Annotated in this window: 17 protein-coding genes; 8 read left to right on the plus strand and 9 right to left on the minus strand. The window is 59.5% G+C overall.

What is annotated here, in order from left to right; translation table 11 throughout:
• Window positions 1-11: 11 nt before the first annotated feature.
• Window positions 12-839, minus strand: coding sequence for a 2,5-didehydrogluconate reductase DkgA (dkgA, locus tag AAIE03_RS00240; RefSeq protein WP_014594626.1), 828 nt, complete (start codon window positions 837-839; stop codon window positions 12-14).
• Window positions 840-1,031: 192 nt separating this feature from the next.
• Here dkgA and AAIE03_RS00245 point away from each other — a divergent pair, with 192 nt between their 5' ends.
• Window positions 1,032-1,940: an AraC family transcriptional regulator gene (locus tag AAIE03_RS00245; RefSeq protein ID WP_014605038.1), complete on the plus strand. Its 909-nt coding sequence runs from the start codon at window positions 1,032-1,034 to the stop codon at window positions 1,938-1,940.
• A gap of 12 nt (window positions 1,941-1,952) precedes the next feature.
• Here the strand turns inward: AAIE03_RS00245 and AAIE03_RS00250 are convergent, their stop codons facing one another.
• From AAIE03_RS00250 to AAIE03_RS00260, 3 genes are all read right to left on the minus strand, one after another.
• Window positions 1,953-2,615, minus strand: coding sequence for a DedA family protein (locus AAIE03_RS00250; protein ID WP_013027223.1), 663 nt, complete (start codon window positions 2,613-2,615; stop codon window positions 1,953-1,955).
• 217 nt (window positions 2,616-2,832) lie between these two features.
• Window positions 2,833-4,023: a cystathionine beta-lyase gene (gene metC / locus AAIE03_RS00255; protein WP_013027222.1), complete on the minus strand. Its 1,191-nt coding sequence runs from the start codon at window positions 4,021-4,023 to the stop codon at window positions 2,833-2,835.
• A 77-nt stretch (window positions 4,024-4,100) separates the two neighbouring features.
• A complete protein-coding gene (locus AAIE03_RS00260; RefSeq protein ID WP_013027221.1) occupies window positions 4,101-4,907 on the minus strand; it encodes an IclR family transcriptional regulator domain-containing protein in 807 nt (268 codons plus the stop codon).
• A 186-nt stretch (window positions 4,908-5,093) separates the two neighbouring features.
• On the opposite strand from AAIE03_RS00260, the gene AAIE03_RS00265 reads away from it, so the two are divergent.
• Genes AAIE03_RS00265 through pcaDC form a run of 5 tightly spaced genes read left to right on the plus strand, consistent with a single transcriptional unit; the run spans window position 5,094 to window position 10,143 of the window.
• Window positions 5,094-5,783: a 3-oxoacid CoA-transferase subunit A gene (locus AAIE03_RS00265; RefSeq protein ID WP_014594624.1), complete on the plus strand. Its 690-nt coding sequence runs from the start codon at window positions 5,094-5,096 to the stop codon at window positions 5,781-5,783.
• Between the two features lie 10 nt (window positions 5,784-5,793).
• Entirely contained in the window at window positions 5,794-6,447 is a 654-nt protein-coding gene (locus AAIE03_RS00270) for a 3-oxoacid CoA-transferase subunit B (RefSeq protein ID WP_013027219.1), read from the plus strand.
• A 10-nt stretch (window positions 6,448-6,457) separates the two neighbouring features.
• A complete protein-coding gene (gene pcaF / locus AAIE03_RS00275; protein ID WP_014594623.1) occupies window positions 6,458-7,660 on the plus strand; it encodes a 3-oxoadipyl-CoA thiolase in 1,203 nt (400 codons plus the stop codon).
• Window positions 7,661-7,663: 3 nt separating this feature from the next.
• Window positions 7,664-9,004 carry a 3-carboxy-cis,cis-muconate cycloisomerase gene (locus tag AAIE03_RS00280; RefSeq protein WP_200286791.1) on the plus strand — a complete coding sequence of 447 codons (1,341 nt, stop codon included), beginning with the start codon at window positions 7,664-7,666 and terminating at the stop codon, window positions 9,002-9,004.
• Complete coding sequence (gene pcaDC, locus AAIE03_RS00285) at window positions 9,004-10,143, plus strand: bifunctional 3-oxoadipate enol-lactonase/4-carboxymuconolactone decarboxylase PcaDC (protein ID WP_444850749.1); 1,140 nt, start codon at window positions 9,004-9,006, stop codon at window positions 10,141-10,143. The genes AAIE03_RS00280 and pcaDC overlap by 1 nt, the downstream gene beginning before the upstream one ends.
• A gap of 9 nt (window positions 10,144-10,152) precedes the next feature.
• On the opposite strand, the gene AAIE03_RS00290 is transcribed toward pcaDC, so the two are convergent.
• The 3 genes from AAIE03_RS00290 to pcaH are packed head-to-tail and all read right to left on the minus strand — an operon-like array spanning window position 10,153 to window position 12,503.
• On the minus strand, window positions 10,153-11,085 hold the full coding sequence (locus tag AAIE03_RS00290; RefSeq protein ID WP_013027215.1) for a LysR substrate-binding domain-containing protein: 933 nt from the start codon (window positions 11,083-11,085) through the stop codon (window positions 10,153-10,155).
• Between the two features lie 60 nt (window positions 11,086-11,145).
• Window positions 11,146-11,766, minus strand: coding sequence for a protocatechuate 3,4-dioxygenase subunit alpha (gene pcaG, locus AAIE03_RS00295; protein ID WP_013027214.1), 621 nt, complete (start codon window positions 11,764-11,766; stop codon window positions 11,146-11,148).
• Entirely contained in the window at window positions 11,763-12,503 is a 741-nt protein-coding gene (gene pcaH / locus AAIE03_RS00300) for a protocatechuate 3,4-dioxygenase subunit beta (protein ID WP_024471045.1), read from the minus strand. The genes pcaG and pcaH overlap by 4 nt, the downstream gene beginning before the upstream one ends.
• Before the next feature lie 228 nt (window positions 12,504-12,731).
• Between pcaH and AAIE03_RS00305 the strand changes: the two genes are divergently transcribed.
• Window positions 12,732-14,624 carry a bifunctional sugar phosphate isomerase/epimerase/4-hydroxyphenylpyruvate dioxygenase family protein gene (locus tag AAIE03_RS00305; RefSeq protein WP_072139051.1) on the plus strand — a complete coding sequence of 631 codons (1,893 nt, stop codon included), beginning with the start codon at window positions 12,732-12,734 and terminating at the stop codon, window positions 14,622-14,624.
• A gap of 284 nt (window positions 14,625-14,908) precedes the next feature.
• Complete coding sequence (locus AAIE03_RS00310; RefSeq protein WP_019104836.1) at window positions 14,909-16,285, plus strand: MFS transporter; 1,377 nt, start codon at window positions 14,909-14,911, stop codon at window positions 16,283-16,285.
• 41 nt (window positions 16,286-16,326) lie between these two features.
• On the opposite strand, the gene AAIE03_RS00315 is transcribed toward AAIE03_RS00310, so the two are convergent.
• Entirely contained in the window at window positions 16,327-16,944 is a 618-nt protein-coding gene (locus tag AAIE03_RS00315) for a hypothetical protein (RefSeq protein ID WP_234033840.1), read from the minus strand.
• Between the two features lie 244 nt (window positions 16,945-17,188).
• Window positions 17,189-18,205 carry a Mal regulon transcriptional regulator MalI gene (gene malI / locus AAIE03_RS00320; protein WP_013027209.1) on the minus strand — a complete coding sequence of 339 codons (1,017 nt, stop codon included), beginning with the start codon at window positions 18,203-18,205 and terminating at the stop codon, window positions 17,189-17,191.
• Between the last annotated feature and the right edge of the window lie 34 nt (window positions 18,206-18,239).

Consider the following 18,239-nt stretch of genomic DNA (forward strand, 5'->3'; position numbering starts at 1 on the left):
GCAGGCGATGGTCAGCCGTTGAACGTATCCGGGTCAGGACCCAGGCGATTACCGCTGTCCAGCTTCGCAATCTCGCTCATTTCTGTCTTATCCAGACGGAAATCAAACACCTTGAAATTTTCTTCAATGCGCGCAGGCGTGACGGATTTAGGGATCACCACCAGGCCGCTGTCCAGGTGCCAGCGGATGACGATTTGCGCCGGGGTTTTACCGTATTTTTTCGCCAGCGATTTGATGATGTCCTGATCGAATACGCCTTCACCGCCCTGGGCCAGCGGACTCCAGGATTCAGTCTGAATCTGGTGCATGGCGTTCCAGGCATGGAGCGTGCGCTGTTGCAGCATGGGATGCAGCTCGATCTGGTTGATGACCGGAGTCACGCCCGTCTCTTCCAGCAGTCGCTTCAGGTGCGGCTGATTAAAGTTGCACACGCCGATGCTCTTCACCAGGCCCTGCTGCTGCAGTGCGATCATGTGTTTCCAGGCTTCAACGTAGTGATCATTCTCAGGACACGGCCAGTGCATCAGATAGAGGTCAACCTGATCCAGCTTGAGTTTTTCCAGGCTGGTTTCCAGCGCCTGCTGAACGTTTTGCTGGTCGCTGTTCCACAGCTTGGTCGTGACAAAGATATCGTCACGCGCGACCTCCGTTTCCTGTAGCGCCTGACCTATGGCTTCTTCATTTTTATACGCGGCGGCGGTATCAATTGAGCGATAGCCGACCTCCAGCGCTTTCAGCACGGCATGACGGGCATCTTCGACGCTGGCTTGCCACACGCCAAGTCCCAGTTGCGGCATCATGTTACCATCGTGCAGTTTGATAATGGGTTGGTCTGCCATAACATGCTCCTTACATTTGCAGTAAACCAGTGAATCCTCGCTGTGCTTAAGTCTAGCTAACAATTTTCAGGCTGCCTGTGAACCGCACAGGATAACCCTGCCTGATCCTGTAAACTTCTTGCCTGATTCTCCATTTTGCTGGCGAATTAACCAGGCGCGCGGCAAACTGCTGTTTTATTTTCTGGAGTGATTATGCCTCACGACGCATTGTGCCAACGTCTGGCTCAGCAGGTGGTCACGCTGATGACACATGGCCGTCACCAGCGCTGTCCGGTAGAAAACGTTTCTCTGATCTACGCCGATCAGTATCGTCCGCGCACGCCCATCATGTATCAGCCGGGCATCGTCATTCTGTTTCAGGGCGGTAAAACCGGCTATCTCGGCAGTACGGTTTTTCAGTACGACGCCACAAAATATTTAATGCTGACCGTGCCCTTGCCGGTCGAATGCGAAACCTGGGCCTCACCGGAGCAGCCGTTGGCCGGAATGTGTTTACGCGTGGACACGGCCAGTCTGCAGGATCTGCTGATGGATATAGGTGACGACGAAGGGTTTCAGCCACAGCCGCTCACCTCCGGTATTCACTCCGGCTGGTTAACCGAGCCCATGTTGTGTGCCGCAGAACGCCTGCTGGATGTGATGACGCAGCCGCGCGATGCGCGCGTGCTGGGGCCGCATATTGTGCGGGAGATTATTTATTACGTGCTGACCGGGCCGATAGGCGGCGCGCTGCTCTCGCTGGTGAGTCGGCAGACGCAGTTCAGCCAGATCGCCCGCGCGCTGCGCCGCATTGAGAATCACTATGCCGATAACCTCAGCGTGGATGCGCTGGCGGCGGAAGTGAACATGAGCGTGTCGGCGTTTCACCATAACTTTAAGGCCGTCACGCAGACGTCGCCGTTACAGTACCTTAAACGTTATCGTCTGCATCAGGCGCGGTTGCTAATGTTGCACGATGGCCTGAAAGCCAGCGTGGCGGCCGTGCGGGTTGGCTATGAAAGTCCGTCGCAATTTTCGCGTGAGTTTAAACGCTATTTTGGCGTGACGCCGGGAGAGGAAGTGAATCGGGTGCGCCAGACGGTGGCCGAACCGCCCGCCTGACGCAACCCGCTGTCAGGCGTGTTTCTGGCGACGTTTTTTCCAGATCACGATGACGCTGCCGACCAGGCCGACCACCAGTAACACCATCGGCAGTATCATCAGGATCGCCATGACCTGATCTTCATGACGTTTGATAAAGGGCACCTGGCTGATACCGTAACCCAGCGTGACCACGATGCCGACCCAGAGCAGGCCGCTGAGCCAGTTAAACAGCTGGAAACGGGCATTAGACAGTCCGGAAATGCCCGCCATGGTAGGCAACAGGGTACGAATAAACGCCAGGAAGCGGCCAACCAGAAGCGCCATCAGACCATGGCGGTTGAACATATTCCAGGCGCGTTGATGATATTGCGCCGGCAGCTGCATCAGCCAGCTCTTCACCAGCTTCGTGTTGCCCAGCCAGCGCCCCTGCAGATAACTCAGCCAGCAGCCCAGACTGGCGGCGACCGTGAGTATCACCAGCGTCGGGAAAAAGTCCATCACGCCTTTAGCCACCATGGCACCGGCCAGTAGCAAGAGGCTGTCGCCAGGCAAAAAAGAGGCAGGTAACAAACCATTTTCCAGGAATAGCGTCATAAACATTACGCTGTAAACGATCCAGACCACTTCTGGATTGGCCAGCGCGGCAAAGTCCTGATGCCAAAGCGCGTGCACAATCTCGTGTAAAACACCCATTAGCTATCCCATTACGTCAAAATGAAACTCAATTGTTCTGTTCAGACCTGGCTGACCTCTTACTTCCCACCACAGCATTGCGCGGTGAAGGGGTAAAATGTTGCGGTTCTTCTGCTGACTGAACACTTTTTTATAGATCGAATGTTAACAGCTAACCAGCCATGACCGGGTGTAATATCACGACGGTCGGCGCCTGGTTTATATCATGTTTACTATTTTAGCGCGTCAGGCGATCAAAGCCTGCCTCAAGATCGACCAGCAGGTCATCGACATGCTCAAGACCAATGTGGAGCCGTATCAGCGTCCCCTCAAAGTCAACGCCACCGGCCGGACGAATGGCCGCTAACTCTTCGGGCTGGTTGGCTAAAATCAGTGACTCATATCCGCCCCAGGAATAAGCCATGCTGAAGTGATGAAAATGGTCGAGATAATTCGCCAGCTGTTCACGGCTCAGTTTTTGCCGCAGCACGAATGAAAATAAACCGCTGCTGCCGGTGAAGTCACGCTGCCAGAATGCATGCCCGCGGCACGAGGGCAGCGCCGGATGGTTAACCCGCGCCACTTCAGGGCGCGCAGAAAGCCACTCTGCGACCTGCAGCGCACTCTCTTCATGCTGGCGCAGGCGCACGCCCAGCGTACGTAAGCCACGGCTTGCCATGTAAGCCGTATCGGCATCCACCATCTGGCCCATCAGGTAGCTGTTTTCGCGCAGTTGGTCCCAGCAGCGGGCGTTGGCGACAGCGGTGCCAATCATGGCGTCACTGTGGCCGATCAGGTATTTCGTTCCAGCCTGAATAGAAATATCCACGCCCAGGGCCAGCGGGCTGAACAGCACGCCTGCCGCCCAGGTGTTGTCGATCATAATGATGGCGTCTGGCGCTTTAGCGCGTATCGCCGCAACGATAGCCGGCACGTCCTGCACTTCCATGGTGATGGAGGCAGGAGATTCCAGGAAAACCACGCGGGTGTTAGGCTGAACCAGCGCGGCGATGTCGTGACCAATACAGTGATCAAACCAGGTGGTCGAGACCTGGAGCTTGCTGAGTATTTTTGTGCAGAAGTCCTGAGTCGGTTCGTAAACGGCGCCGCTCATTAAAATGTGGTCGCCCGCTTCGACAAACGCGAGGATGGCATTGGAGACGGCTGCCGCGCCGCAAGGATAGAGAACACAGCCCGCGCCGCCTTCCAGCTCCGTCATGGCATCCTGCAAGGCGAAATGCGTCAGGGTGCCGCGACGGCCGTAAAACAGTTCGCCTTTCGCGCGTCCTGCGGTGGCCCGTTTTTTCTCTGCAACGCTATCGAAAACCAGTGAAGAGGCTCGCTGAATGACCGCATTCACCGAGCCTTGGGTATAACGCTTGTTGCGTCCAGCGCTGACGAGGGTGGTATCAATTTTTTTCGTGGTCATAACTCTCTACTTTGCCGCTTGCAACTCAGCCTTCACGTTACCACGAATTTTGCAGCGACGTTGAGGGGCAAAACAGATTATTGACGCAGCAGCAGGGAGATTTCACGGGCCGCTTCCTGCAGCAGCGGCAAATGGTGCTGGCGCAGCGTATCGGCAGAAACCTGCCCGGCATGCACGCCCACGTTGAGCGCGGCCACTATTCGGCCCCCCGGCGCGCTGAGCGGCACGGCGAGAGATCGCAGCCCGATTTCCAGTTCCTGATCGTTAATGGCGTAGCCCTGCTGCCTGACGCGCGCCAGTTCTTCACGCAGCGCGCTGCTGCTTACCAGCGTATGACTGGTGTAACGCAGCTGGGTCAAGCGCGCCAGGTAATCGTTAAGCGGTTCACTGGCCAGGCCGCTTAACAGCACTCTTCCCATGGAGGTGGTGCTGGCAGGCAGGCGGCTGCCGATGTGCAGGTCAATCGTCATAATGCGCGATGCCGACGCACGGGCGATGTAGAGAATGTCGTCCCCGTCCAGTACCGCCATCGAACAGGACTCGTTCAGCGTCTGGCTGAGCTGACGCAAAACCGGCTGCGAGGCGCTGGCAAGTGGCGTTGCGCCTAACCAGTTGTGGCCGAGAGAGAGCACGCGCGGACGCAGTTCAAAGTTTTTGCCATCCTCCGCATACACAAACCCCAGCTTGCTCAGCGTATACAGACAGCGCCGCACGGCCGCACGGGGAATGCCCGTACGCTGACTGATTTGCGACACGGACATCAGGCGGCGCTGTGGCGTAAACGCCTGTAGCACTTCCAGTCCCCGCGCCAGGGAGGCCATAAAATTGGGATCGCCTTTCCAGGGATCGCTGTTACCGCGCAGTCGTTGTTGTTCATCCGTCATGGTTTTCTCCTGTCAGTGGCTTGATGCGCGCACGCCTGTGTGCGCGATCACAATGTCCTGTTTTATCCCGTCAATGACCGATAATCGCACACTATTTCGATTATCGGTATTGTTTGCTGTCACAGAGCGATCTACTTTTTGGCTATTCACGACAAGCCGGCCTGTGCCGGGCGAAAGGAAGAGCAGATGATCGATAAAAGTGTGGCAACGCTGGCAGAGGCCGTTGCGGTGATACCGGACGGGGCCAGCATCATGATTGGCGGATTTGGACCCGCAGGCCAGCCCCTGGAGCTGATTGATGCGCTGATTGACCATGGCGTGCGTGGGCTGACGGTGATCAGCAACAACGCGGGCAACGGCGAAAGTGGCCTGGCCGCGCTGCTGAAGGCCGGCTGTGTTGAGAAGATGATTTGCTCTTTTCCCCGCCAGGTCGATTCCTGGGTGTTCGACGAACGCTATCGCCGGGGAGAAATTGCACTGGAGCTGGTGCCGCAGGGCAACCTTGCCGCCAGAATGCAGGCGGCAGGGAGCGGGCTGGGGGGGATTTTCACGCCAACCGCCTTTGGTACACCGCTGGCGGAGGGCAAAGAAACCCGTGAAATCGACGGTCGTCATTACGTATTTGAAAAGCCGCTCAAGGCTGATTTTGCCCTGATCAAAGCGCATCAGGGCGACCGCTGGGGCAACCTTGTTTACCGCAAAGCGGCACGAAATTTTGGTCCGGTGATGGCGATGGCCGCTACGACCACGATTGCGCAGGTGGCAGAACTGGTGCCGCTCGGCCAGCTCGATCCTGAAAACGTCGTCACGCCGGGCATTTTTGTGCAGCGGCTGGTGGCCGTGGCTAATCCCGTAACCCTGACCCTTTCCGCCTGAGGAGTAGGCTATGCAAAAACTCACCCGAGACCAACTTGCACAGCGCGTGGCGCGCGATATTCCTGAGGGCGCCTACGTCAATCTGGGCATCGGCCTGCCCACCCGCATTGCCAACTATCTGCCTGCAGATAAAGAGATCTTCCTGCACAGCGAGAATGGGCTCCTCGGCATGGGGCCCGCTCCCGTCGCCGGAGAGGAGGATCCTGAGCTGATCAATGCCGGGAAAGAGCAGGTAACGCTGCTGCCTGGCGGCTGTTTTTTCCACCACGGCGACTCGTTTGCCATGATGCGCGGCGGGCATCTGGATATCTGCGTGATGGGGGCTTATCAGGTGTCTGTCGGCGGCGATCTGGCTAACTGGAGCACCGGCGCGCAGGACGCGATTCCTGCCGTAGGCGGGGCGATGGATCTCGCCATCGGCGCGCGCAAAGTCTATGTGATGATGGATTACCTGACCAAAAAAGGGGAGTGCAAGCTGGTCAAACAGTGCAGCTATCCGCTTACCGGTCTGGGCTGCGTCAGTCGCCTCTATACCGATATGGCCGTGATCGATATTACCCCACAGGGCCCGCTGGTGGTGGAGTGCTGCCCCGGGCTGAGTTTTGATGCGCTGCAGGCGTTAACGCCGGTGCGTTTATTGCAACCTGAACTGGCTACCGCCTGAGGAGAAGCTGATGCAACAGGCGTTTATCTGCGATGCACTCCGTACGCCCTTTGGCCGTTACGCGGGCGCGCTTGCCAGCCTGCGTGCTGACGATCTGGCTGCTTTACCCTTAGCGGCGCTGTTAGCCCGCCAGCCGGCTTCGGTGGCGCAGGCTATTGACGATGTGATTTACGGCTGCGCAAATCAGGCGGGAGAAGACAACCGTAACGTGGCGCGCATGGCGCTGTTACTGGCCGGGCTGCCGTCCAGCGTGCCGGGCACCACGCTCAACCGTTTGTGCGGCTCGGGGCTGGATGCCATCGGCACGGCGGCCCGGGCGATCAAATGCGGTGAGGCCGAAATAATGATAGCGGGCGGCGTGGAGAGCATGTCGCGCGCGCCCTTTGTGACCGGCAAAGCAGACAGCGCGTTTAGCCGTTCCCTGAAAATGGAAGACACGACGATGGGATGGCGCTTCATCAACCCGCAGATGCGCGCTCGCTTTGGTGTCGAAACCATGCCGGAAACGGCAGAAAACGTAGCGCGTGATTTCGCTATCAGCCGCGCCGATCAGGATGCTTTTGCCCTACGTAGTCAGTTGCGTACCGCCCGGGCGCAGGAAATGGGGCTGTTTAGTGACGAACTGATGGCGGTGAGCATCCCGCAGCGCAAAGGCGAAGCCCTGAACGTCACCTGTGACGAGCATCCGCGCAGCACCTCGCTCGCGGCGCTGGCAGGCCTGAAAGGCGTGGTAAGCCCGGACGGCAGCGTGACGGCGGGTAACGCATCGGGCATTAACGATGGGGCCTGCGCCTTGCTGCTGGCAAGCGAGCGCGCGGCGGCAGAACATGGACTGACACCGCTGGTGCGGATTGTGGCGATGGCGGCCTGTGGCGTGGAGCCGCGTATTATGGGCTATGGTCCGGTGCCTGCCGTGCGTAAAGTGCTGGCTCAGAGTGGCCTGACGCTGGCGCAAATGGACGTGATCGAATTAAATGAGGCTTTCGCTGCCCAGGCGCTGGCGGTGACGCGCGCACTGGGACTGGCCGATGATGCTGCCCATGTGAATCCCAACGGCGGCGCGATTGCGCTGGGACATCCGCTGGGCGCGTCAGGCGGCAGGCTGGCCATGACCGCAGCGTATCAGCTGCGGCGCACGGGCGGCCGTTACGCGCTGTGCACCATGTGCGTGGGCGTGGGGCAAGGCATCGCACTCATTCTGGAACGGGTATAACCAATGTCTCTTTACCGCGCCATGTTTATGGCCTCTCCCCTTGACGACTGCTTTAGCGATACGGCGTTGTTACAGGGAATGCTGGATTTCGAAGCCGGGCTGGCACAGGCGCTGGCCACGGCAGGCGTGATCGATCACGCCGCCGCTCACTGTATTCAGGCCTGTTGCCAGGCGCAGGCGATCGATACGGCGGCGCTGACGCAGGCGGCGGGCCTGGCGGGCAACCTGGCGATTCCGCTGGTTAAACAGCTCACTGCCGTGGTTGCGGCGACGTCGCCCGAGGCCGCGCGCTATGTGCACTGGGGCGCAACCAGTCAGGATGCCATCGACAGCGGACTGATGCTGCAACTGCGCACTGCGCTTAACGACACGGCTTCGCTGCTGGATCGGCTGATTGCCGCCCTGACGATTCAGTGCGAGCGGCACAGCACGACGCTGATGGTCGGCCGGACCTGGCTGCAGCACGCGCTGCCGGTGACGTTAGGCCTGAAGCTGGCGGGCACGCTGGATGCGCTGGTGCGTTTTCGTGCGCGACTGACGGCCATGCGACCGCGGGTGCTGGCGCTGCAGTTTGGCGGGGCGGCGGGCACGCTGGCGTCCCTGGGGGAAAAGGGCGAACGCGTCGAGCAGGCGTTGTCTGATGTGCTGGCGCTGCCGCGAAGCGCTACGCCCTGGCATGCACAGCGCGACAGAATCACCGAGCTGGCGGGCTGGTATGCCGGTCTTACCGGTACGCTGGGCAAGCTGGCCCGGGACATGTCGCTTCTGATGCAGAGCGAAGTCGGCGAAGTCAGTGAACCCCTGGCGCCGGGGCGCGGGGGATCTTCTACCATGCCGCACAAACGGAATCCGGTACTCTGCGCGGCGATTCTCAGCGCGGCCAACCGGGTGCCGGCCCTGATGTCAGGTCTGTATGCCGGTCAGGTTCAGGAGCACGAGCGTGCGCTGGGCGGCTGGCAGGCCGAGTGGCAGAGCCTGCCGCAGCTGATTATGCTCAGCGGCGCGGCGCTGGTGCACAGCACAGAACTGATCGACGGACTGGAAGTCCATGAAGAAGCCATGCAACGCAATCTCGGCCTGACACAGGGGCTCATCATGGCGGAAGCGGTCACGCTGGCGCTGGCAGACGCGCTGGGACGGCAGCAGGCCCATCATCATATTGAACAGTGCTGCCGTCGGGCGCTGGCGACGCAGCAGCGTTTGCTGACCGTCCTGTGCGCGGATGAAACCGTTGCCGCGCACCTGGGTCGGCCCGAACTGGAGAGGCTGCTCGATCCGGCGAACGCCACGGGCAGCGCGTCACGCTTTATTCACCAGGTTTTAGCGGCTGCGAGGGCCACATGATGCTGCATTACGTACTTGAGGGGCCAGACGATGCCCCGGTGATTTTATTCAGTAACTCCTTAGGCACAACGTCCGAGATGTGGCAGCCGCAGCGTGATGCGCTGATAGGGACGTATCGCCTTTTGCGTTACGACGTTCCCGGCCACGGTGCTTCGGCACCGAACGGACAAACCCGCTCGCTGGAACAGCTGGGGATGGCGGTCCTGTCGCTGCTGGACCAACTGGGCATCGACAGGGTGCACTTCTGCGGCATTTCAATGGGCGGGCTGACCGGACTCTGGCTGGCGCGTTTTCATCCGCAACGCCTGATCACGCTCACGATCGCCAACAGCGCGGCAAAGATCGGCGAGTCGGCCGCCTGGCGAGAGCGGGCCGCGCAGGCTCGTCAGTTCGGCATGGCCGCCATTGCAGAGGGCGCGGCGGCACGCTGGTTTACCCCGGCCTTCTGTGAACGTGCGCCTGCGACGGTAAACCATCTGGTATCCCAGCTCAGCGCCTGTGACGCCGACAGCTACGCTGACTGTTGTGAAGCCCTGGCGACAGCCGATTTGCGCCACGAACTGGCGGCGATTTCATTACCCGTGCTGGTGATTGCCGGGCGTGACGACAGGGTTACGACCCTGGCCGATGCAGACAGCATGGCTGAACAGATCCCAGGCGCGCAGCGTGTCGTGCTGCCCGCCTCGCACTTGTCCAGCGTCGAGGTCTGGCTGGCGTTTAACCGCGCGCTGCAGCCTTTTATTGACGCACAGCTGACCCAGCAGCAGCGCTACCAGCAGGGCATGACCGTACGCCGGGCGGTGCTCGGCGACGCCCACGTTGAGCGTACGCTCGAAAACCTGTCGCCGCTGAATGACGAATTCCAGAACTTTATCAGCCGCTACGCCTGGGGCGAGATCTGGACCCGTCCCGGCCTGACTCGCCACACGCGCAGCCTGATCACCATCGGCATGCTGATTGCGCTCAACCGCGAAGCGGAGCTGAAGATGCACCTGCGGGCCGCGTTCAATAACGGCGTCAGCCGGGATGAAATCAAAGAGTTGCTGATGCACGCTGCGCTCTACTGCGGCCTGCCAGCATCCAACGCCGCGTTCCATCTGGCGCAGAGCGTTTTCGATGAGCAGGACAGCGCCCAGTAAACTGCGCTGTCAGACAGGCACGTCCAGCACCCGTTGCCGCAAGGCCGCCACCAGCTGCAGCTGCTCGGGTGGTGGCGCGTGCTGCTGGCGGGTCAGGATGCCGACCGCCTCAGCCATCCCCTGGCTGGGAAGCGGCAACGTGCGTAGCTGGTTGCTGGTCAGGTCGTCGCGCACCGCGCCGTAGGGCACCAGCCAGACGTAGCCGTGACTCAGCGTCAGACGGCGCGCCAGCGTGGTTGACAGGGTTTCCACTGCGCCATCCGGTAATCTCAGGCCATGGCTTGTCATCAGCGATTCGGCATTCTGGCGCGGCACCGTGCCGCGTGGAGACAGGATCAGCGGCCAGCTCAGGGCTTCAGCCAGCGTTACGCCAGCATGCAGCAGAGGATGATGTGGGGCCACAACCAGACGCAGGGTTTCCAGATACAGCAGCTCGAAGTTCAGGCCATCCATCAATACGGGTTCGGCCATGCGCCCAATCCCCAGCGCCATCTGCCCTGATTTTATCCCCATCAGCAACGCATCATTCGCCAGCGTGCTGACCTGAATGCGCCAGCCCGGATAGTGCTGCTGCAGGCCAGCTAGTACCGGCGCCACCACGCTGACAATGGCGGTAGGCAGTGCGCCAATGTGCATCGGTCCGGGCTGCGGCGCACTGCCGGGACGCATCACCTGGTCCACAATATTCAGCGCATCAAGAATACGGATGGCATCGTGCAGGAATCGCGTGCCGCTGGCGGTGAGTTCCGTCCCCTGGCGGCTGCGCAGCAACAGCGGCTCACCGGCAAGGTATTCGAGTTCGTTGAGGGTCTTGGACAGGGCGGGCTGGGTAATCCCCAGATGGAGCGCGGCGCGCCCCAGCGTCCCCTGCTGTGCAGTGGCCACAAAAGCGTGAAGATGGCGCACGCGCACGCGCTGACTAAACCGGGAAACCCTATCCATGACTCATGTTATGAATTTGCCGCCGAAGCGGCAAGGACATTGTCGTGGGCAGATTAAGGTTCAGACATCAAAGAACACGGTTTCGTTTTCACCCTGCAGCCAGATATCGAACCGGTAGACCGTCTCGTCGCCGCGCTGTTCACGCCGCGCCAGCAAGGTGCGACGTCGCTTCTCCCATTCGATCACATTCAGCACCGGATCGGCGTCATTTGCCGCCTGTTCATCGGCGAAGTAGAGCCGGGTGTTCAGTCCGATGTTAATGCCGCGCGCCACAATCCACAGGTTAAGATGCGGCGCCATGGGGCGACCGTCGCGCCCGGTCACGCTACCGGGTTTGATCGTTTTGATACGCCAGATCCCGCTGTCGAAGTCGGAGCAGGTCCGTCCCCAGCCACGAAACGCCGGGTCCAGCGGCTTATCGTGCTGCCGATCGGCGGGATGGTTGTAACGCCCTTCGGCATTCGCCTGCCACACTTCAATCAGCACGTCGCGCACCGGCGTGCCGGAACCGTCGTAAACGCAGCCTTCTACCACAATGCGCTCGCCGCGCGTTTCCGGCTGGGTCAGCACCTCACTGAAGTTGTTTTCAAAAATGTCGAAGCCCGCCGCATGGGGCGCCAGACCAATGTGCACATAAGGTCCGGCGGTTTGTGACGCCGTTTCGGCAAGATAGCGTTTCATGATGCCGCCCCCTGAGTGCGGTTTTCGAACCAGGTTGCGCGGTGCCCGCGCAGGACCAGGTCAAAGCGGTAGGCCAGGCAGTCCAGTGGCACGGCAGAGTGGGTATCCAGCTCGGCAATCAGCGTGCGCACGGCCGCTTCGCTGCCGACTGACTGAACAATGGGACAGCGGCCGATCAGCGGATCGCCCTCGAAATACATCTGGGTAATCAGGCGCTGGGCAAAGGCTTCGCCAGAGAGTGAGAAATGAATATGCGCCGGACGCCAGTCACTCACCTGATTCCGCCACGGGTAGGGACCGGGCTTAATGGTGCGGAAGCAGTAGTAGCCGTTATCGTCGGTCAGCATGCGACCGCACCCGCCAAAATTTGGATCGATGGGCGCAAGATACTGATCTTTTTTGTGACGATAGCGCCCCCCGGCATTGGCCTGCCATACCTCAACCAGCGCGTTGCGCACCGGCTGACCAAATGCATCCCGCACGTAGCCATGCACAATAATCCGTTCGCCGATGGGTAAACCCTCTTTGGCGTAATTGAGGATAAGGTCACTGTCTCGTGGTCCGAGCTCCTGCTGGGTGAACACCGGTGCCGTGATTTCGGATAGCGAATTCTGCAAAGAAATCAGCGCGTTGCGTGGCGAGCGCAGCAGACTTGTTTTATACAAAGGCGCAAGCGCCGGTGGGTGATCACGATAGTCACGATGAACCAGTTCGCGGGCGGGCCAGTCATTTTTCATCCAGGCATCCTTATTATTTTCGGTACAGAGCGGGAAGTGTAGGAAGTGCAACTTGTAAAAGAAAAGTGAAAAATCGTCGGCTTTGTCATAACCAAAAATCATGACCAGTTACACATTGACGAAATGTTCCAACTGGTTCATAACAATTGCCAATCTCCGTTAGCAGAATGCCTCGCTGCTGACCGGCTGCTTTAAGGTCACCCCGTGACCGCTTATCAGGAGGCAACAATGAAACGTTCTGTCGCTACGGTCTCGGTATCGGGCACGCTGCCGGAAAAACTGCGAGCAATTGCCGCCGCAGGCTTCGATGGCGTTGAAATTTTCGATAACGATCTGGTCTATTATCCCGGCTCACCCGTGGAAATCCGCCAGCTGTGTGAAGCGCTCGGGCTGGAAATCTTGCTGTTTCAACCTTTCCGCGACTTCGAAGGCGGCCCCCGTGACAGGCTGGCGCAAAACCTGGCGCGCGCGGCGCGCAAGTTTGAGGTCATGCAACAGTTGGGCTGTCAGCGGATGCTGGTCTGCAGCAATGTCTCACCCGACTGCAGTGACGACTTCGCCACACAGGTCAGCGATCTCACCGCTCTGGCAGAGCTGGCGGCTGAGCACGGTATTACTCTCGGTTATGAGGCGCTGGCCTGGGGACGACACGTCAGCCTGTGGCGCGACGCCTGGGCCCGCGTCAAGGCCGTCAACCATCCCGCGCTGGGGATCGTGCTCGACAGTTTTCATATTCTGTCGCGCGGCGACAGCCTGGACGGGCTGGAAGCGGTCCCGACGGAGAAAATTGTGTTCGTACAGCTGGCGGATGCACCGCTGCTAAAAATGGATGTGCTGTCGTGGAGTCGCCACTTCCGCTGTTTTCCCGGCCAGGGCGAATTTAATCTGACTCAGTTTATGACGCAACTGTCGGCGCATGGCTACCGGGATGCCTGGTCGCTGGAAATTTTCAACGATGGATTCCGCGCCTCGCCGGTGGTGCCTACCGCGCAGGATGGTTACCGATCGCTGCTGTGGCTGGAGGAGCAAACCCGTGACTGGCTGGTCGGACAGCCGCTGCTGCCGAGCGCGCTGGCCTCCCTGGCCGGGGAAGGGCTGTTCCACTCTGCGCCCCAGCCGCCGCTGTTGTCGCTGGAGTTCATTGAGTTTGCCGTCAGCCACAACGACGCTTTGGCACTCGGACAGTGGCTGACGCAGCTTGGCCTGGTTCATGCGGGCGATCATCGCTCCAAGCAGGTGTCGCTGTATCGTAACGGCAAGGTGCATGTGATTCTGAATGCGCAGCCGGAGAGCCAGGCCAGCGGGTATTATCATCAGCACGGTATTTCGCTGTGTGCGGTGGCCTGGCGGGTTCGCGGGGTCGATAAGCTGATCGCGCGCGCGCAGGATTACGGTTACGCCATCTGGCAGGGGGAAACCGGCCCCAATGAACGCCAGATCCCGGCGTTATGTGCGCCTGACGGCAGCCTGATTTATCTGGTGGAAGATGAGCCTGCCGGTCAGGACGGCTACCACAGCGACTTCCACTTAACGCACCGCGCCGCGCCCCAGCCTGCGATGCAGACCATCGACCATCTGGCGATTGCCCTGCCGGATGATACGCGCGATAACTGGATTATGTTCCTGCGTAGCGTGCCGGGTTTTGTGCAGGATACCGAGTGGGAACTGCCCGATCCGCTGGGGCTGGTACGTAGCCGCGTGTTGCGAAGCCCCAACGATGCGATTCGCCTGCCGCTAAACATGTCTGTCAGTCGGGAAACCCAGATAGCCCGCGCTTTAACGACCTATCAGGGCGCAGGTTTGCAGCACGTCGCCTTTGGCTGTGACGATCTGTTCAGTGCGGTAAAGGCCGCGCGCGAACGTGGGCTGAAAACCTTGCACATTCCCGATAACTATTATCAGGACCTGATGGCGCGTTTCGATCTCGACGCCGATTTTCTGGCGCAGCTGCAGCGTTACGATGTGCTGTACGATCGGGACGAACAGGGCGGGGAGCTGCTGCACGTCTATACGCTTCCCTATGAAAAGGGCCGCTTCTTCTTTGAGCTGCTGGAACGACGTGGCGGCTATCGTGGCTTTGGCGCGGCCAATGCTCCCGTGCGGCTGACCGCCATGCGGTAAGACGTTAATGGGCCAGTTTCGCTGGCCCGCTATCCTGCTCAGACCGCTTTTCTGCCTGTTCTCGCCCGCTCAAATCCGCCCGATCCCGCTCACAATCCTTTGCCGATAACGGAACCCATGCTGCCAGAAAAATTGTCTTTTTTAACAATCTATTAACGCAGGGTTGGCGTTTAATTCGCGCATAATCGTGCGATAAACGCACAAAATTTCGATTATCGCCGTTTAACGCATTACAGCGCCTGCATATAGTAACCCCACATTACCTATTTCACCGGAGAGTCACCGTGGCGGAAAGCAAAGCAATTGATGTTCGGGCGTTAATCGACAGCCGCCCGCTGGGGATGTGGCAAAAAATGGTGGTGCTGTTTGGCTTCTGCATCATCGCTCTCGATGGGTTTGATATTGCCATCATGGGGTTCATTGCACCTGAACTGAAAGCGGACTGGGGCATCACCAATCGCGAACTGGGGCTGATCATCAGCGCTGCCCTGGTGGGGCTGGCGCTGGGCGCAATGCTCTCCGGCCCGCTGTCAGACAGGCTGGGTCGCAAAGTCGTGATTATTAACAGCGTGTTCTTTTTTGGCGCCTGGACGCTGATAACCGCCTTTTCGCAAAATATGGAACAGATGATCCTGTTCCGTTTTCTGACCGGTCTGGGGTTAGGCGCGGCGATGCCCAACGTGGGCACGCTGGTGGCCGAGTTTGCTCCTGCCAGACGACGGGCATTCCTTATCACCGTGGTGTTTTGTGGCTTCACGTTTGGCGCAGCGCTGGGTGGCTTTGCCGCCTCCTGGCTGATGCCGCACTTCGGCTGGCATTCTGTCCTGATGCTGGGCGGGATCCTGCCAATGCTGTTCGTGCCGTTACTGCTCTGGGCGCTGCCGGAATCGGTGTGCTTTTTAGTGGTAAGGCGTGCCGCCAGCAAAAAAATTCACCGTATTCTGGCTAAGCTGGCACCGGATCTGGATCTGCAGCAGTGCAGCGTCGAACTGCCGCCGGTCAGCAAGGCCAGGGCGCAGCCGGTAAAAGTCGTACTTAACGACCAGTACCGGTTTGGCAGCCTGATGCTGTGGGGCGCCTATTTTACCGCACTGTTTTTATTCTATACCCTGGGCAGCTGGCTCCCCATGCTGATCAAGGATAACGGTTTTGACGTGGTGCAGGCCGCCATTATCACGGCTCTGTTCCAGGCGGGCGGAACCTGCGGTTCGCTGTTTTCGGGCTGGCTGATGGACAGGATTGAATCGCACCGGGCGCTGTCGATGATTTACGGCGCGGGCGCGCTGTTCACGGTGGGGATGGGATTTTCGCTGGCGCACCCGGTGCTGCTGGGCGGTTGCGCCATGATGATCGGCTTCTGCATCGGTGGCGCTAACACGGGAATGAATGCGCTTTCGGCCAGCTTTTATCCCACCGAGGCGCGTGCAACGGGCTCCAGCTGGATGCACGGCGTAGGGCGCATTGGGGCCATTCTCAGCGCGCTGGTGGGGGCAGAGATGCTGGCGCTGGGCTGGGGGTTCGCCACTATTTTCGCCGTGCTGGCCATCCCGGCCCTGTTAACGGTGGCGATGATAACGGCCAAGGGGCGCAGTCAGCAGCGCCAGGCGGGCGAAAGAAGCACGCCTTCCCGCTGGGGGATAAGCCCTGGCGATATCCGCTAATCACCCGCCACTGGGCCAGGCTTTGTGGACGTGTCGCCTGCTCAGGGCTGACAGCCCGGGGATGCCGCCAGCGGGTTCTGCGGCGGCGTGATCAACGCAGGAGCGGCGTTGTAGCGCGGAGTGGTACAGGGCGGTAACGATTGCGCCTGCGGCGACCTGAGCAAGGCATCCGGTGAAAACAGAGAGGGCTCTGCCGGGCTGACATGGATGGCTGAGTCCGATTCGGGAGCCGCACGGAACGGCGGGCGCACGTTGCGCCTTCGCGTTTTATCCGACTGATGACCGTAGTGAAAACGCTTTAGTCTGCCCGGCGGTGCCGCATTGCGTGAGGCGTGGATAAAACGAATCAGGGCCACGCTGCGCAACTGGCGACTGAAACACTTCACGATGCCGGATGAGGGTTTATCTGACTCATAACAGCGCCTGAAAAAGTGCAGGGTGATCAGCGTGTTGGTCGCCGCATAACAGGCACCAGAGCAGGATGAAATCATGTTTGAACCCGGCAGCAGTAGCGACACAAATAACAGGCAGCGGGATAGCCACAGCAGCATCGTCCGGTCTGGCGTCGTGATGGGAAGCGGTGACGAGCCGTCTGCAGAACGGGCGGGCGCAGTAAGCGGCCCTGTGGCGTCAGCGCGATGGCCGTCAGGACCAGGCAATATCGAAGCGTGCGCTGCGCGTGATGCGTGATCTTGCGCGCGTGCACGGTTAAAGCCTATACGGCGATCCCGTAATAAGCGCTGCTGTCGTTTCCGACGTAAAAGTGACGTTAGGCTGGTTATGATTGTGTTGCTCATAGGCTGTTTATCGTTATGTTTGCGCACCCACCGTTCGCAGAGGCTAACCGCTGCGCCCGAAAGCGATTTTTCACATACTCGCTTCTCTGACAATCAAAATGCCGATTTATGCCGACTCTCGTGTAATTAATTGGCCCGATAATAAAATACGCTGCCTTGGGCGCTCAGGGTCTTGTAGCTGACGCAGGATAAGCTCAGCCGCCTGGCGGCCGGTTTCTTCACTGGCGGAGGAAACATAGGTAAAAGAGGGCGAGGTGAGGTTCACGTGCAGCATGTCCTCAAAGCCCATCAGAGCGACCTGTTGGGTCAGAAACACGTCTTTACCCACGGTGCGACCGGTGTGATGAATACCGGACATCGCCCCGATTATCGCATCCGGAGAGTGACAGAGCAGCGCGGTAATGGTGTTGTTTTGCTCCAGTAACTGACGCGTGGCAAAGGCGGCTGAGTGGGTATCGTCACGGCAGGATGGCGTAAATCCTTCCCTTACGGCCAGCCCGTGTTGAGTCAGGGCGCTGCGAAACCCCAGTAAGCGCTGCTGACGGATCAGGTCCCCTTCAATTCCCCCAATATAGGCAATATTGCGGTGACCGCGTTCAATCAGATAGCGGGTCGCCAGGTGGGCGGCCTGGTGGTTGTCACGCATGACCAGATTACACTTCTCCGCCAGCAGCGACTGGGACACCACCACCAGGGGTAAAGGGCAGTGGAGAAGCTGCGACGGCAGGCTGGCATTTCGCCTGTCTGACGCCAGACAGACAACGCCAGCGACGCCCTGCTGTTTAAAGGAGAGCAGGCAGCGCGTCAGCGATTCGCCGTCGTCAGTGGGCTGCCCCAAAAACACCATATAGCCCTGCTTTTCCAGCTGCTGCACAAGGCTTGCCATAACCTTCACGGAGAAACTGTCGCTGAAATCACGCAGAATCAGACCGATAAGGTTAGAGGTGCTGGCGCGCAGGTTGGCGGCTGCCACATTCTGAACGTAGTCGAGCGCATCAATGGCGGCGTGAACTTTCCTGATGGTGGCATCGGATATTTTTCCTTTTTGACGCAGCACCAACGAGACGGTCGAAACCGACACGCCGGCGTGTTTAGCCACATCAGTAATGCTGACTCTCTTCAAACCTGCTCCCTGAAATTCACCTGCTCAGCCTGCT

It is taken from the genome of Pantoea sp. Ae19-2, assembly GCF_059801205.1.